This is a genomic window from Phyllobacterium sp. 01N428 (genome assembly GCF_056399405.1).
Genome location: NZ_JBFTRH010000002.1, coordinates 11,741 through 26,651, shown reverse-complemented (window position 1 = coordinate 26,651; position 14,911 = coordinate 11,741). Strand labels below are relative to the sequence as shown.

13 protein-coding genes are annotated in these 14,911 nt (G+C 60.2%); 10 read left to right on the top strand and 3 right to left on the bottom strand.

Annotated elements, in window-relative coordinates:
• Positions 1-32 precede the first annotated feature (32 nt).
• From AC1DNI_RS08145 to gltX, 7 genes are all read left to right on the top strand, one after another.
• A complete protein-coding gene (locus AC1DNI_RS08145) occupies positions 33-467 on the top strand; it encodes a GFA family protein (RefSeq protein WP_477691516.1) in 435 nt (144 codons plus the stop codon).
• Between the two features lie 49 nt (positions 468-516).
• Positions 517-867 (top strand): diacylglycerol kinase, encoded by a 351-nt coding sequence (locus AC1DNI_RS08140; protein ID WP_153668969.1) that lies wholly within the window; start codon positions 517-519, stop codon positions 865-867.
• A gap of 51 nt (positions 868-918) precedes the next feature.
• Complete coding sequence (locus AC1DNI_RS08135; protein ID WP_477691515.1) at positions 919-2,589, top strand: NAD+ synthase; 1,671 nt, start codon at positions 919-921, stop codon at positions 2,587-2,589.
• A gap of 66 nt (positions 2,590-2,655) precedes the next feature.
• Positions 2,656-3,198, top strand: a complete 543-nt coding sequence (locus AC1DNI_RS08130) for a hypothetical protein (RefSeq protein ID WP_477691514.1) — start codon at positions 2,656-2,658, stop codon at positions 3,196-3,198.
• Positions 3,199-3,317: 119 nt separating this feature from the next.
• Complete coding sequence (locus AC1DNI_RS08125; protein ID WP_477691513.1) at positions 3,318-3,473, top strand: hypothetical protein; 156 nt, start codon at positions 3,318-3,320, stop codon at positions 3,471-3,473.
• A gap of 368 nt (positions 3,474-3,841) precedes the next feature.
• The gene (locus AC1DNI_RS08120) at positions 3,842-5,656 is read left to right on the top strand and encodes an ABC transporter ATP-binding protein (RefSeq protein ID WP_477691512.1); all 1,815 of its coding nucleotides are present in this window, start codon (positions 3,842-3,844) and stop codon (positions 5,654-5,656) included.
• A gap of 68 nt (positions 5,657-5,724) precedes the next feature.
• The gene (gltX, locus tag AC1DNI_RS08115) at positions 5,725-7,098 is read left to right on the top strand and encodes a glutamate--tRNA ligase (protein WP_477691511.1); all 1,374 of its coding nucleotides are present in this window, start codon (positions 5,725-5,727) and stop codon (positions 7,096-7,098) included.
• Here gltX and AC1DNI_RS08110 read toward each other — a convergent pair.
• Together AC1DNI_RS08110 and AC1DNI_RS08105 are read right to left on the bottom strand one after the other, a co-directional pair.
• The gene (locus AC1DNI_RS08110) at positions 7,016-8,074 is read right to left on the bottom strand and encodes a DUF2865 domain-containing protein (RefSeq protein ID WP_477691510.1); all 1,059 of its coding nucleotides are present in this window, start codon (positions 8,072-8,074) and stop codon (positions 7,016-7,018) included. The two genes, gltX and AC1DNI_RS08110, sit on opposite strands and share 83 nt — an antisense overlap.
• A 91-nt stretch (positions 8,075-8,165) precedes the next feature.
• The gene (locus AC1DNI_RS08105; RefSeq protein WP_091921986.1) at positions 8,166-10,463 is read right to left on the bottom strand and encodes an NADP-dependent malic enzyme; all 2,298 of its coding nucleotides are present in this window, start codon (positions 10,461-10,463) and stop codon (positions 8,166-8,168) included.
• A gap of 228 nt (positions 10,464-10,691) precedes the next feature.
• Between AC1DNI_RS08105 and AC1DNI_RS08100 the strand changes: the two genes are divergently transcribed.
• The 3 genes from AC1DNI_RS08100 (at position 10,692) to AC1DNI_RS08090 (ending at position 13,924) form a co-directional block, all read left to right on the top strand.
• Positions 10,692-11,513 carry a UDP-2,3-diacylglucosamine diphosphatase gene (locus AC1DNI_RS08100; protein WP_027231681.1) on the top strand — a complete coding sequence of 274 codons (822 nt, stop codon included), beginning with the start codon at positions 10,692-10,694 and terminating at the stop codon, positions 11,511-11,513.
• Positions 11,503-12,600, top strand: coding sequence for a glycosyltransferase family 4 protein (locus AC1DNI_RS08095; protein WP_477691509.1), 1,098 nt, complete (start codon positions 11,503-11,505; stop codon positions 12,598-12,600). Before AC1DNI_RS08100 ends, AC1DNI_RS08095 begins: the two co-directional genes overlap by 11 nt.
• Positions 12,601-12,721: 121 nt before the next feature.
• Entirely contained in the window at positions 12,722-13,924 is a 1,203-nt protein-coding gene (locus tag AC1DNI_RS08090; protein WP_477691508.1) for an MFS transporter, read from the top strand.
• Here the strand turns inward: AC1DNI_RS08090 and dgcA are convergent.
• Positions 13,921-14,904, bottom strand: a complete 984-nt coding sequence (dgcA, locus tag AC1DNI_RS08085) for an N-acetyl-D-Glu racemase DgcA (RefSeq protein ID WP_477691507.1) — start codon at positions 14,902-14,904, stop codon at positions 13,921-13,923. The genes AC1DNI_RS08090 and dgcA overlap by 4 nt on opposite strands.
• Between the last annotated feature and the right edge of the window lie 7 nt (positions 14,905-14,911).

Sequence of the window (14,911 nt, the reverse complement as noted above, 5' to 3'; positions counted from 1 at the left end):
CTGGAATCCGCCAATCATCGGGAGGTATGGGCGTGGGGAAAACGCATAAAGGATCGTGCCTTTGCGGCAGGGTCCGTTTTGAGGCGAGGGGGGAACTGCGCGGGGTCGTCTATTGCCATTGCTCGCAGTGCCGCAAGCAGTCCGGACATTTTTATGCTGCGACCAATGTTGAGAACGATGCGATCAGCATTTCGGGTGAAGAGAACGTCAGCTGGTACGAGGCGAGCGCTTTCGCCCGGCGGGGCTTTTGCAGGAATTGCGGTTCGGCGCTGTTCTGGAAGCATCGCGATCTCGATCATATTTCCGTCATGGCCGGCGCATTCGAGGAGCCAACCAGTCTGCGAGGCGAATGCCATATCTTTGTCGCCGATAAGGGCGATTACTATGCCATCGAGGATCATCTGCCCCAATACGAGAAGAGCGGCGGCGGCGTTGTCGTAGCCGTCAATGAAACGCCCGGGGATTGACCTTAGCCGAACTCGCTCTAAAGCTTGTGCGGACAAATGAGGGTGAGGCATGCATCGGCTGGTACTGGCATTCATCAATTCCATGCGGGCTTTGAAACATTTGGCCATGCATGAAAAGGCGGTTCAACAGGAACTCGGTCTCTTCTTCATCTCGATACCGGTTGCTGCCTTCATCGCGCCTTCGGGACTTGCCTTTCTGCTATTGACCGGATCGGTGCTGTTCCTGATCCTGATCGAGGTGCTCAATACCGGCATCGAGGCTGCCTGCGATGCCGTTTCGCTCGATTTTCACAGGGAGATCCAGATCGCCAAGGATTGTGGATCGCTCGCCGTGCTCATCTCGGTTATCCTTGTCGCCGCCGTCTGGCTCTATACGCTCTGGAGCGTGTTTTTTGCCTAGGAAGAGCGCGCTCGCCTTGTCTTGCCTGCAACGAAACGATATATGTTCACTATGAGCAAAAATACTGACATCCTCCGCATCGCTATCGCTCAGCTCAACCCCGTGCTCGGCGATATCAAAGGAAATCTTGCCAAAGCCCGTGAGGCGCGGGTCGATGCAGCGCGGCAGAGCGCCGATCTGATCCTCTTCACCGAGCTATTCATCTCGGGCTATCCGCCGGAAGATCTTGTTCTGAAGCGTTCGTTCATAGATGCCTGCGAGAAGGCGGTGAACGAGTTTGCGGCCGATACGGCGGATGGCGGTCCGGGTGTGATTATCGGGATTCCGTTGAAACGGCCATCGGGCCTGCACAATGCCGTCATGGTACTGGACGAGGGCAGGGTTATCGCCGAGCGTTTCAAGGTGGACCTGCCGAATTATGGCGAGTTCGACGAGAAGCGCGTGTTCCAGGCCGGTCCGATGCCGGGGCCGGTGAACTTCCGCGGCGTGCGGATCGGCGTTCCGATCTGCGAGGATATCTGGGGTGATCTGGGTGTCTGCGAAACGCTGGCCGAGAGCGGCGCGGAGATTCTCTGTGTTCCCAATGGCTCGCCCTATTATCGCGGCAAGGTCGACGTTCGCTATCAGGTGGCGCTGCGCCAGGTGATCGAGACGGGGTTGCCCCTTATCTTCGCCAATCAGCTCGGTGGCCAGGATGATCTCATTTTCGACGGCGCCTCCTTTGCTTTCAATTCCGACAAGAACCTGGCCTTCCAGATGTCGCAGTTCGAAGAGCAACTGATGGTAACATCCTGGAAGCGGGGCGCGGCCGGCTGGTCGTGCGGCGCAGGTCCAATGTCGCGCATCCCTGAGGGGGAGGAGGCCAATTACCGCGCCTGCATGCTTGGCCTGCGCGACTACGTCAACAAGAACGGCTTCAAGGATGTCGTGCTCGGGCTTTCCGGCGGCATCGATTCGGCGATCTGCGCCGCGCTTGCCGTCGATGCCCTGGGCGAAGAACGCCTGCGCGCGGTGATGATGCCTTATGCCTATACGTCGAAGGATTCGCTAAAGGATGCCGAGGATTGTGCCCGCATGCTCGGCTGCCGCTACGACATCGTGCCGATCTTCGAGCCGGTAGAGGGTTTTCTCAAGGCGCTGGGCCCGATTTTCGCAGGCACCAAGGAAGGGATCACCGAGGAAAACCTGCAAAGCCGCGCCCGCGGTACAATCCTGATGGCGATCTCCAACAAGTTCGGTTCGATGGTAGTGACGACGGGCAACAAGTCGGAGATGTCGGTCGGCTATGCCACGCTCTATGGCGACATGAACGGCGGCTATAATCCAATCAAGGACCTCTACAAGATGCAGGTCTACGCCATGTCCGAGTGGCGCAACAAGAACGTTCCCGCCGGTGGCCTCGGGCCTTCGGGCGAGGTCATTCCGGTCAACATCATCAGCAAGGCGCCGTCGGCCGAACTGCGTGAAAACCAGACCGACCAGGACTCGCTGCCGCCCTATCCCGTTCTCGACGATATTCTGGAATCCCTCGTCGAGAACGAGATGAGCGTCGATGAAATCGTGGAGCGCGGTCACGATCGGGCGACGGTCGAGCGGATCGAGCACCTTCTCTACATCGCCGAATACAAGCGCCGGCAATCGGCTCCGGGTGTGAAGGTCACCAGGAAGAATTTCGGTCGCGACCGCCGCTATCCGATCACCAATCGATTCCGGGACCGCTGAGGCGCGCGTCAAATCAGCGTGACAATTGCCCGGGGATTACCCATATTGGGATCGAAGGAGTGAACGATGGGGCTGATGGCATTTAGACAGGAATTTGCCGGCGTGATTGCGGAGCTGCCGACATCTCCTCAATTTGCTGTCCAATCGCCTACGTACACGCCTGACGTGATGATTGAGTTCAATGCGGCCGTGCAGCGATATGAGCGCCAGGTATCCGTATGGCAAAAGTCGTTTCTGGCAGCACTCGAGAAGATCCGAGCGGCCTTCGACCAAATCCCCGACGATCAGATCGAGCCTGCGATTTCCTATTTCGCTGAGGATGCACTGCCCGAAGTTTTCAGGAATTTGGATGATCGGCTGGTCGATTTAAGGTCGGCCCAAAAGAGGCTGCAAGAAATTTCTCCATCTGCTCACGAAAGTGAAGTCGTGAGCAGCGGCCTTGCCAGGGCTCTGGCGGCAATCGAAAAGCATACCGAGATCCTCCAGCATTTTAAAGAAAGCGTCGGGCTCATTCCCGAGGAGTATCACCCGGACAACTGCCCGGTTGGTGATGCACTGAGTTCAATCGAAGATTTTGATAATTGGTTTGATCGCATTTTGAAGCATTAATGATTCAGCTGGACTATACCAACCGATTCAAAAAATCCCTGTCTAGACTCTCGAACGACCAACGGCAGTTGGTCCGGGAGGCATTGCGGCTGTTTGTGATGGATCGGCAGCACACTGAATTGGATTTCAAACGCCGCACCGGGTTGAAATATTATACGATCAGGGCCGACATAAGGCTGCGCGTTGCGATGTCAAAGATCGACGAGGAATATTATCTGCTCGAATTGGTCGGCAACCACGATGATATGAACTCACTCGACCGACAGGGCCGTTAGTCGAGGCAACTGTTGCAAGCGCGCCTCACCTATGTCGCAAACACACGAAGTTGAAAAAATTGGTGCTTGGCGCGCGAAAGCGATTCACCTATAAGCCCAAGTCCGGCAATGAAGACCGGGAGGTTTTCGAATGACAGTTTTCCATATGTCCCCGCGGGGCGGCGTTCGTTCCTGACACGTGATGCGGAAAAGCCCACGAGGCTTTTCAATTACCTTCACACGTCAAGGTAACCCATCGCCGACATTGGCCTTTCCCGTATTCGGGCAAGTCGCCAAATCACTTCTGCCGTACTGATTCCTATCCACTACACGGCAAGCTCGTTCCTGATTATCTGTGAGGCCGGTGCAATTGGGCGCCGGACATTGTCATGAATTTTTTGCGTTTCAACCTGCGCGGGGGAGCATTCCGCGCCGTTCTCGGATTCACCTGGCGCCACTGGCAAAAACAGCCGGTGCGCGTGGGCATTATCGCCGGGGCGGTCATGCTTTCGACCCTTGCCGACGTATTGACGCCGCTCTATTCTGGCCGGCTCGTCGATGCCGTCGTCAATGGGCACGCCCGTGAGGAAATTGTCTGGAATGCGGCAATGGCGGCGTTCGGGGCGCTTCTTGCCCTGTCGCTCGGCGCGATTATTCTCAGGCATGTCACGTTCGTTGCGGTGACGCACCTGACCTTGAAGATGATGACCGACATCGCTTCCGGCGCATTCTATCGCATCCAGCGTTTCTCGACGGACTGGCACGCGAACAGCTTTGCCGGATCGACCGTGCGCAAGGTAACGCGCGGCATGTGGGCGCTCGATCTGCTTAACGATACGCTGCTGCTAGCCTTGTTCCCATCGATCATAATGCTCGCAGGATCGACGATCCTGATGGCCTGGTACTGGCCGCTGATGGGCGTCATTATCGGCATAGGTTCGCTGGTTTTCGTCACTGTTACGGTGATGATGTCGCTCGGCTTCGTCGCGCCGATGGCAAGCCTTGCCAATCGCTGGGATACGAAGCTCGGCGGTTCGCTTGCGGACGCCGTCAGCTGCAACATGGTGGTGAAGGGCTTTGGCGCGGAAAGCCGCGAGGATGCGCGTCTCGTCAAGGTTCTGGACAAGTGGAAGGACCGGACGGCGCGCACCTGGATCAGGGGAACCTGGAACGGGACGACACAAGGCACGATGCTGCTCTTCCTGCGGGCGGCGGTGATCGGTTTTGCGCTTATCCTCTGGGCAGACGGAAATGCCAGCGCCGGTGACATCACCTTTGTGCTGACATCGTTCTTTATCCTGCAGGGATACTTGCGCGAAGTCGGGATGCACATTCGCAACTTGCAGCGCTCGATCAACGACATGGAGGAGCTGGTTGATATTCAGAGTCAGCGCCTCGGCATCGAGGATCGTCCGGGTGCAAAGCCAATTGTCATCACCGATGGCAGGATCGAGTTCGACAACGTCACCTTCCTCTACGGTGCGCACCGCCTGCCGCTCTATGACCGGTTCTCGGTGACGATCCGTGCGGGCGAGCGGGTGGGGCTCGTCGGTCATTCCGGGTCGGGCAAGACGACATTCGTCAAGCTGATCCAGCGTCTGCACGACGTGAAGGCGGGCCGGATTCTGATCGACGGTCAGGATATCGCCGAGGTGAGGCAGGCGTCGCTGCGCCAGCAAATCGCCATCGTGCAGCAGGAGCCGATCCTGTTTCACCGGACGCTGGCGGAGAACATCGCCTATGCCCGTCCCGGCGCCTCACAGGAGGAGATCGAGGAAGCGGCGCGGCAAGCAAGCGCGCACGAGTTCATCTCGGCGCTGCCAAAGGGCTACAGCACGCTCGTCGGCGAGCGTGGTGTCAAGCTTTCGGGCGGCGAGCGGCAACGTGTGGCGATCGCCAGCGCGTTCCTTGCGGATGCACCGATCCTCATTCTGGACGAGGCGACATCGAGCCTCGATTCAGAATCGGAAGTGCTGATCCAGCAGGCGATGGAGCGGCTGATGCAGGGACGGACGACGCTCGTCATTGCGCATCGTCTTTCCACGGTGCGCTCGCTTGACCGGCTACTGGTCTTCGACCACGGCAAGATCGTCGAGGAGGGTAACCACGAGGCGCTGATCCGGCTCGGCGGCGGCATCTACCGCAGTCTGTTCGAACGGCAGGCGCTGGAGTTGACGAAGGGCCTCGTCCTCAACGACGACTAAAGAAATATGGGCCGCGCGCAATCGCGGCCCATATTGCCATTGCAGGCGCCATCCGATATGCCCCACCAATGACCACCATCGTCCGTTTTGCACCGTCTCCGACCGGCTTCATCCATATCGGCAACACACGCATCGCCTTGTTCAACTGGCTGTTCGCGCTGCAGAACAAGGGGCAGTTCATCCTCCGCTTCGACGATACGGATACCGTGCGTTCGAAGACGGAATATGCCGAGGCAACGATCGCCGATCTTGAATGGCTCGGCATCGAGCCAGTGCGCATCGAATATCAGTCGAAGCGCATCCCGCTCTATGACGCTGCTGCCGAAAAGCTCAAGGCAGCAGGCGTCCTTTATCCGTGCTACGAGACCGCCGAGGAACTCGAGCGCAAGCGCAAGCTGCGGCTGGCGCGCCGGTTGCCGCCGATCTATGGCCGCGAGGCTTTGAAGCTGACCGCGGCCGATCGGGAGAAGCTCGAGGCCGAGGGTCGCCGGCCGCACTGGCGGTTTCTGCTGCCGAATTTCAAGGACGATCCATTTGCGATAGCACGCACCGAGGTTCATTGGGACGATCTGGTGCGCGGCCGCGAAACCGTCGATCTCTCGTCGCTGTCCGATCCGGTCCTTGTGCGTGAGGATGGGACCTATCTTTATACCTTTACTTCGGTGGTCGACGATATCGACATGGACATTACCCATATCATCCGCGGCAATGACCACATCACCAATAGCGGCGTCCAGATCTCGATCATCGAGGCGCTGGGCGCGAAGGTTCCGGCGCTCGGCCATATCAATCTTCTGACGACGGCGTCGGGCGAAGGTATTTCCAAACGCACCGGCGCATTGTCGATCGGCAGCCTGCGCCGCGATGGCTACGAGCCGATGGCGGTGGCGAGCCTTGCCGTGCTGATCGGCACATCGGAAAATGTTACCGCCGTGCCGGACATGGCTTCGCTGGCCGCGATTTTCGATCCGGCTGCGACATCGAAATCCGCGTCGAAATTCGACCCTGCCGATCTCGATGCGCTCAACCGTGCCCTGATCCATGCGATGCCTTTCGAGGAAGTCAGTGAACGGCTCGCAGCGCTTGGTATCGTGGGCGACCGGGCGGGAGCCTTCTGGCTCGCCGTGCGCGGCAACCTTTCAAAGGTTTCAGATGCCGCCGCCTGGTGGACGATCGTGAACGAGGGGCCTGCAACGGATGTGGCTGTGGCGGCCGAGGATGCCGATTTCGTGCGCGCCGCCTTCGACCTGTTGCCGGCCGAGCCCTGGAGCCGCGAGACCTGGAAACAGTGGACCGATGCGGTCAAGGATCAGAGCGGGCGCAAGGGCAAGAGCCTGTTCATGCCGCTGCGCATCGCGCTTACCGGGCTGACTTCTGGTCCGGAACTTGCGGATCTGCTGCCCCTTCTTGGTCGGGAAGGAACGTTGGCCCGACGACCCTGACCTTACGGTTGGGATCGATCGGCTTGTCTTCGGTGAGCGGCTTCGGCTTCTCCACCTCGGCCTTTTTCGCCTCTGGCTGCCCGAGTTGAATGATCGAGGAGGCCTGCGTCGCGGGCTCGCCGGCGGGAACGGTAGGCTCGGCCTTGGCCTCTTGCGGTTGGACTGATGGCTTTGCAGCCTCGCCAGGCGTCGCGGTCTCGATCCTTGGTGCGGCCGGTTTGGTTGGCTCGGCCATAGCGGGTTTGGGCGTTGGCGCTGCCACTTTCCTCGGATCGCCAAGGGCCTTGAAGTCGCCGGCCGTCTTTTGACAGCTGCATTGCGGCGTTCCATTGGCGCCGACCTTGCGGAATTTGAAGGCGTTCGGCGTGCTCCGGTAGGCATCGCCGCGCAGCGAAACCATCGCGGCCGGGTCCTGGTTCTCAGTTGGCCGATAGAACAGTTTCGCGCCCGTACATTGGGATTGGCATTGCGCCTGATCGCGCGCGAAATTTTCCGCGCCCGTATCGTAGGAGATCGGGAAATAATAGCCGTCGCAGCTGCGCACGCATAGCGTCTGGTAACGTCCGCCGGAAACGGGAGCCGTGCTCATTTCCGGCTCGACAGGTTCCGGCTCGGATCCGTAAATCTCATAGGAAGGCGCGGCGGTCGCGCGCCGCGGCGTGTCACGCAGAGGGTAATCGCGCTGGGGTGCCTCGTGCACCGGATAATCCGGTATCGGTTGATCGCGCAGCGGCATGTCGTAACGCGGCTCATCGTGAATGGGCGAATCAATGATGGGGCAGTCATTGGCATCGAGGGCAGCCACCACGCGGTCGTGGCGCAGTTGCAACTCGTAGTCGTCGACATCGGCATTGCTGTTCAATTGGTCGAGACGTTCCTGCATCCGCACGCAATTGTCGGAATTGGCATACGCAAGCGGGGCCGTGGCGAGAATTGCGGAAGCGGCGATGATGGCAGATTGGAGTGTCCGATGCATGAGGCGGTCCGGAAAGTTCAGGGGCATTCGACGGGTGCGAATGCGCCTGAACCATCCACGGCCATGCGGCAGCAATAAGACGGTCCCTGTCTCAATCAACGCGCTGTGATGCCTCCACTACGGCAAGCGCAGTCATGTTGACGATGCCGCGCGATGTCACGGAAGGCGTCAGGATATGGGCCGGCTTGGCAGCGCCGAGCAGGATCGGCCCGACATGGAGCGCGTCGGTAACGCTCTTGACCACATTGAGCGTGATGTTTGCAGCATCGAGATTGGGGAAGACGAGGAGGTTGGCCTCGCCGTTCAGCCGCGAATGCGGCAGCACCCGTTCGCGAAGCACCTGCGACAGCGCCGAATCGCCGTGCATTTCGCCGTCCTGCTCGAGATGCGGTGCCTTGGCACGGAGCAGTTCGGATGCATGGCGCATCTTTGCGGCGCTTTCGGAATCGCGCGATCCGAAATTCGAATGCGACAGCAAGGCCGCCTTGGGCTCGATGCCGAAGCGGCTGATTTCGCTCGCCGCGAGCACGGTCTTTTCGGCAATCTCCTCCGCCGTCGGATCGATGCTTACATAGGTGTCGGTGAGGAAGAGAACGCCGCGCTGCGAAATAAGCAGGCTGAGCGCCGAGAAATTGCGGATGCCTTCGAGCTTGCCGATGATCTGGTCGACATTGCGCAAATGCCGCTCGAAACGTCCTTCAAGCCCGCAGATCATGGCGTCCGCCTCGCCGCGCACGATGGCGAGCGCGGCAATGACGGTGCTGCTGGCGCGAACCATGGTGCGCGCCACTTCCGGGGTGGTGCCGCGCCGCCCGGTGAGCTTGACCAGAAGATCGACGTAATCGCGGTAGCGCGGGTCGTCCTCGGGATTGATGATATCGAAGTCCTTGCCGACCTTGATCTTCAGGCCGTAGCGCTTGAGGCGCGTCTCGATGACCTGCGGGCGTCCGATCAGCGTCGGAAGCGCAATCCCTTCCTCGAGCACGACCTGCGCGGCGCGCAGGACGCGTTCGTCCTCGCCATCGGCATAGATCACGCGCTTCTTCTCAGCCGTTTTCGCCGTCGTGAAGATCGGCTTCATGATAAGCCCGGAACGGAAGACGAAGCGGTTCAAGCGGTCAAGATAGGCATCGAAGTCGTCGATCGGACGCTCGGCGACGCCGGTATCCATGGCTGCCTTGGCGACGGCCGGCGCGATGCGCAAGATGAGCCGGGGGTCGAAGGGCGAGGGAATGAGGTAGTTCGGTCCGAAGGTCGGGGTCTCGCCTGAATAGGCGCGGGCAGCAACGTCGGATGGTTCTTCGCGGGCGAGCGCCGCGATGGCCTGGACGGCGGCCATCTTCATCTCTTCGTTGATCGCTCTCGCGCCGCAATCGAGCGCGCCGCGGAAGATATAGGGGAAGCAAAGGACGTTGTTCACCTGGTTGGGGAAATCGGAGCGGCCGGTGCAGATCATCGCGTCGGCGCGCGCGGCGCGGGCTTCCTCCGGCATGATCTCCGGTGTCGGATTGGCGAGCGCCATGATCAGCGGGTTCGGCGCCATCTGCTTGAGGAGCTCTGGCTTGAGCACGCCGGCGGCAGAAAGGCCGAGGAAGACGTCGGCCCCGCCGATGACATCGGCTAGGACGCGCGCATCGGTCTTTTGCACATAGACCGATTTCCAGCGGTCCATCAGCGTATTGCGGCCCTCGTAAACAACGCCGTCAATGTCGCAGACCCAAATGTTGTTGCGGTCCGCACCAAGCTTGACGAGAAGATTGAGGCAGGCGAGGGCGGCAGCGCCGGCTCCCGAGGCAACGATCTTGATCTTGGAAAGGTCCTTGCCGGCAAGCTCCATGCCGTTGAGGATTGCAGCGGCGACGATGATGGCGGTGCCGTGCTGGTCGTCATGGAAGACAGGGATGTTCATCTTGGCGCGCAGCTGTTCCTCGACCTCGAAACATTCCGGCGCCTTGATGTCTTCGAGATTGATGCCGCCGAAGGTCGGTTCGAGCGCGGAGACGACGTCGACAATGCGCGTGATTTCCTTGGCGTCGATCTCGATGTCGAAGACGTCGATATTGGCGAACTTCTTGAATAGCACCGCCTTGCCTTCCATGACCGGCTTGGAGGCGAGGGGGCCGATATTGCCAAGGCCAAGCACCGCAGTTCCGTTGGAAACCACGGCGACGAGGTTGGCGCGGCTTGTATAGTCAGCGGCGGTCGCCGGGTCTTCGTGAATGGCAAGGCACGGGGCGGCAACACCGGGGGAATAGGCGAGCGCGAGATCGCGCTGGTTGCCGAGCGTCTTGGTGGCCTGGATTTCCAGCTTACCCGGCTGAGGAAAGCGGTGGTAGAACAGCGCGCTTTCATCGAGGTCAGAGCTGCTGGGCGTTTTGTCGTTGGCCATGGAGCGGGTCCTTCCGGAAATTGGTGCGGCGCGTTCACAAATCATCAGTTCAGGCATTTCTAGCATGCTTGAATAACATCCAGACGCATAAATGAAGTCCATTTTGTTACAAGTGTTTATCATCCGAAAACATGCAGTTTTCCGCACCGTCATATGATTGTGACATGAATCGGGTTTGTGTCAGCGCAACCGGACGCCCCGCGTCAGCGCTGAACGGAGATCAGCATCATGGTCGAGAACGAGGCCCGCAAATTCCGCACTCTTTTTCTTTCCGATGTCCATCTCGGTTCGAAAGGTGCGAAAGCCAGTTTTCTTCTGGATTTCCTGAAGTATCACGATGCCGATACGATCTATCTCGTCGGTGATATCGTCGACGGCTGGCGCCTCCGCCGCAGCTGGCACTGGCCGCAGGAGCACAATGATATCGTGCAGAAGCTGCTGCGCAAGAGCCGCAAGGGCGCGCGCATCCTCTATATCGCCGGCAACCATGACGAGTTCCTGCGCGATTTCCAGGGCACCCATTTCGGTGGCATCGAGGTTATGGACCGGACGATGCACGAGACCGCGGATGGACGAAAGTTCCTCGTCATTCATGGCGACCAGTTCGATGTAGTGGTGCGCAACGCCCGCCACATCGCCTATCTCGGCGACTGGGCCTATGACGCGGCCCTCGCGATCAACACCATCATGAACAAGGTGCGGCGCATGCTCGGCCTGCGCTACTGGTCGTTCTCGGCCTGGGCGAAATTCCGGGTCAAGAAGGCGGTCAATTTCATCGGCTCGTTCCAGACCGTCGTTTCCGATGAAGCGCGCCGCATCGGCGCTGACGGTGTCATCTGCGGGCACATTCACCACGCAACCATCGAGCAGATCGACGGTATCGAATATATCAATACCGGCGACTGGGTGGAGAGCTGCACGGCCATCGTCGAGCATTTTGACGGCCGCATGGAACTCCTGTCGTGGACGCACCTGATCGGTGAACAGGCCGGATTTGCTCCGGTCATCCGCCTCGATGACAAGCGCCCGAAGGCGGCGAATGCGGCCTGAGCCAAGCGCGCAGCCCAAACGGCTCGTTATCGTTTCGGACGCCTGGCATCCCCAGGTCAATGGGGTCGTACGTACCCTGACGAAGTTGCGCGAGCAAATGGAGGCGCGCGGCTTCGAGGTCACGATCATCTCGCCGGCCGACTACCGTTCGGCTCCGTGCCCGACCTACCCGGAAATTCGCCTGGCGCTGACGCTGCCGCATGCCGTGAAAGCGCGCATCGAGGCGCTGCAGCCGGCTTTCGTCCATATCGCGACGGAAGGTCCACTGGGCATCATGGCGCGACGTGCCTGCCTCAGGAATAATTGGCGGTTCACGACCAGCTTCCACACGCGCTTTCCCGAATATCTGCGCGAGCGCCTGCCGGTGCCGCTGGCCTGGACCTATGCCTTCCTGCGCCGCTTTCACAATGCCGCCGAAACGTGCCTCGTGCCGACGCAATCGATCAACGACGAACTTTCCGCGCGCGGTTTCAAGACGCTGAAGGTGTGGACCCGCGGCGTCGATCGCAAGCTCTTCCGCCCCCAACCGGAGGTCGATCTCAAACTTAACCGGCCGATCTTCCTGTGTGTCGGGCGGGTCGCGCCGGAGAAGAACCTCGAAGCCTTCCTGGCGCTCGATCTGCCAGGGACGAAGCTCGTCGTCGGTGACGGGCCGAGTTTGCCGGAGCTAAAACGCAAGTATCCGGATACGGTTTTTGCCGGCAAGAAGGAGGGTGAGGAACTGGCGCGCTATTACGCGGGTTCTGACGTGTTCGTCTTTCCGAGCCGCACTGACACGTTCGGGCTCGTGCTGCTCGAAGCGATCGCCTGTGGCGTGCCCGTGGCCGGCTATCCAGTCCCAGGTCCGAAGGATGTGATTGGCGTCTCGGGCGCCGGCGTCCTTTCCGACGATCTCAACGAAGCCGCGCTTGGCGCGCTGGCGATGGGTAAGATCGATCCCGATGATCGGCTCAGGAGCTTCAGCTGGGAAGCTTGCGCCGATATCTTCGAAAGCGCGCTGACGGAGATCGTTCCTTCGCGCGAAGCTGTCGCCAGGTGGATAGGCCGCAAGCGCGCGGTCCCGGCGCGGCAACCGTCGGACCTATAGAACTCCCACAATTATCGCGAGCATTTCTAGGCGGGTGCAGTATTTCGTGATAGGTGCGTGGCGCGGGCGGATCATGATTGCGATTCTCCCCAGCCGTCTTCGTTCTTCCGAAAGTCCTGCAATGATCACCGCCTCTGCGGATCCCGGTCTCGACAAGCCGCCTCGCTTCGAGCTGCGGGTGGCTCTCGCTTATTTCGCCATCTTCGCCTCGAGCGGCCTGCACCTGCCGTATTTTCCCTTGTGGCTCGAATACCGGGCGCTGACACCGACCGAGATTTCGATCGTCCTTTCCATGCCGCTTTTCGTGCGCGTCATCGCCGCGCCGCTTGTTTCAATGCTCGCCGACCGGTCCAACGACCGGGCGCATATCCTGACGACAGCAACTGTCCTTGCGGTCATCGTCGCTGCCTTCTATTTCGTTCCCTTCGGCTTTGCCGGCATATTGATCGTATCGCTGATGCTGGCACCGCCATGGACATCGCAAGTGCCGCTCGCCGATACGATTGCGCTCTCCGGCGTTCGCCGTTATGGAGCCGACTTTGCGAAGATGCGGGTTTGGGGATCGATCTCCTTCCTGCTTGCCTCCTTCGCCGGGGGAGTCTTCATCCAGTATTTCGGCGAGTGGATCATCCCTTCGGCCCTGCTGGCCACACTCATTGCCGCATGCGCCATGAGCTTCGTCGTACCGCGCATCGGCAAGCCGCGCCGGCTCTCGCCGCTTTCCGATGTCGATATTGCCGATGCGGGCAGGGCACTGCGTCGTCCCGCCTTCGTCACCTTCTTGATCGCAACCGGGATCACGCAGGCGAGCCATGCCTATGGCTACAGTTTCTCTGCGATCTACTGGAAGTCGATCGGAATCGGCGAAACGGTGATCGGCGCATTATGGTCGATCTCGGTTGTTGCCGAAGTGATCATGTTCACGATGTTTCGACGCCTTTTCGGAAAGCTTCACCCTGCGCGGGTGCTGATGGTCGGCTCGGCCTTTGCCATGTTTCGATGGGCCGCGTTTCCGCTCGTCGCCCCTTCGGGATTGGGTGTCGTGGGCTTCTTTCTCATCCAGAGCCTCCACGCTTTCTCATTCGCGCTCTCATTTCTTGGCATGCAGAAGATGATTGCGCTGACGATCCCCGAGGAACGCGGCGGCACCGCCCAGGGGCTTTCGACATTCTTCATCGGAACCTCGCTGGCCATCGCGACGATGGTTTCCGGGCCGCTCTATGCCAGGACGGAAATTTACGGCTTCTATGTGATGGTTGCGCTTGCCGCCTGCGGCCTTGTGCTTGCGGGCGTGTCGCTACGGCTGGAACAGAGGCAAAATTAGCCCCAGAGATCGCGGCTCGGTGGGAAAACCCGGCTGCCCTCGAACACCAGGCCCGGCGCTCGATCCTCCTTGAGAATCAACGGACCGTCCAGATCGACAAAATCCGCGTCCTGGGCGACCAGCATCGCCGGAGCCATCGCGAGCGAGGTTCCGACCATGCAGCCCACCATGACGCCAAATCCAAGCGCGCGGGCGGTCCTTTGCATGAGCAGCGCTTCCGTCAGGCCGCCGGTCTTGTCGAGCTTGATGTTGATGCTGTCATAGCGGCCGATCAGGGCCGGAAGATCGTCGGTGCCGTGTGCGCTTTCATCGGCGCAGATCGGAACCGGGTGCGGTATCCTGGAAAGGATCGCATCCTTTCCAGCGGGCAGCGGTTGCTCTATCAGCACGGCGCCGGCCTTGGCCGCCGCCAGCATGTTTTCAATGATATTTGCATCGGTCCAGCCCTCGTTGGCGTCGAGGATAATGCGGCTTGCCGGCGCTGCCGCCGCCACCGCCGCGATGCGCGCCGCATCGTTCTCGCCGCCGACTTTGACCTTGATCACGGGCCTGTCGGCGAAACTCCTGGCCGAAGCTGCCATCGCCTCGGCTTCGCCGAACGACACCGTAACCGCCGTCGTTAATTCCTGGAGAGGAGCGAGACCGGCAAGGGCCACAACGGAGGTTCCGCTACGCTTGGCTTCGAGGTCCCACAATGCGCAATCGACCGCGTTGCGGGCGGCGCCGGCCTTGAGCAGGGCCGGCAGGTCATCGCGTGTCGCGCCGTTTATCAGCGCGCCGCGCAGGGCCTCGATCTCGGCGCACACCGATTCGAGGCTCTCGCCATAGCGCGCATAGGGCACGCATTCGCCTCTTCCAATGAATGGGCCATCGGTCAATGTGCATATGACCACGGCTGCCTCGGTCTTCGATCCACGCGAGATCGTGAAGGTTCCGGCGATGGGCCAGCGTTCAACCGAAATCGAAATTTCCAGCGCCATTGTTTGG

Coding starts and splice junctions, on each gene's coding strand:
- AC1DNI_RS08105 (WP_091921986.1), bottom strand. CDS start 10,463: ATGGCCAACGACAAAACGCCCAGCAGCTCTGACCTCGATGAAAGCGCG.
- AC1DNI_RS08130 (WP_477691514.1), top strand. CDS start 2,656: ATGGGGCTGATGGCATTTAGACAGGAATTTGCCGGCGTGATTGCGGAG.
- AC1DNI_RS08120 (WP_477691512.1), top strand. CDS start 3,842: ATGAATTTTTTGCGTTTCAACCTGCGCGGGGGAGCATTCCGCGCCGTT.
- AC1DNI_RS08100 (WP_027231681.1), top strand. CDS start 10,692: ATGGTCGAGAACGAGGCCCGCAAATTCCGCACTCTTTTTCTTTCCGAT.
- dgcA (WP_477691507.1), bottom strand. CDS start 14,904: ATGGCGCTGGAAATTTCGATTTCGGTTGAACGCTGGCCCATCGCCGGA.
- AC1DNI_RS08090 (WP_477691508.1), top strand. CDS start 12,722: ATGATCACCGCCTCTGCGGATCCCGGTCTCGACAAGCCGCCTCGCTTC.
- AC1DNI_RS08140 (WP_153668969.1), top strand. CDS start 517: ATGCATCGGCTGGTACTGGCATTCATCAATTCCATGCGGGCTTTGAAA.
- AC1DNI_RS08110 (WP_477691510.1), bottom strand. CDS start 8,074: ATGCATCGGACACTCCAATCTGCCATCATCGCCGCTTCCGCAATTCTC.
- AC1DNI_RS08095 (WP_477691509.1), top strand. CDS start 11,503: ATGCGGCCTGAGCCAAGCGCGCAGCCCAAACGGCTCGTTATCGTTTCG.
- AC1DNI_RS08135 (WP_477691515.1), top strand. CDS start 919: ATGAGCAAAAATACTGACATCCTCCGCATCGCTATCGCTCAGCTCAAC.
- gltX (WP_477691511.1), top strand. CDS start 5,725: ATGACCACCATCGTCCGTTTTGCACCGTCTCCGACCGGCTTCATCCAT.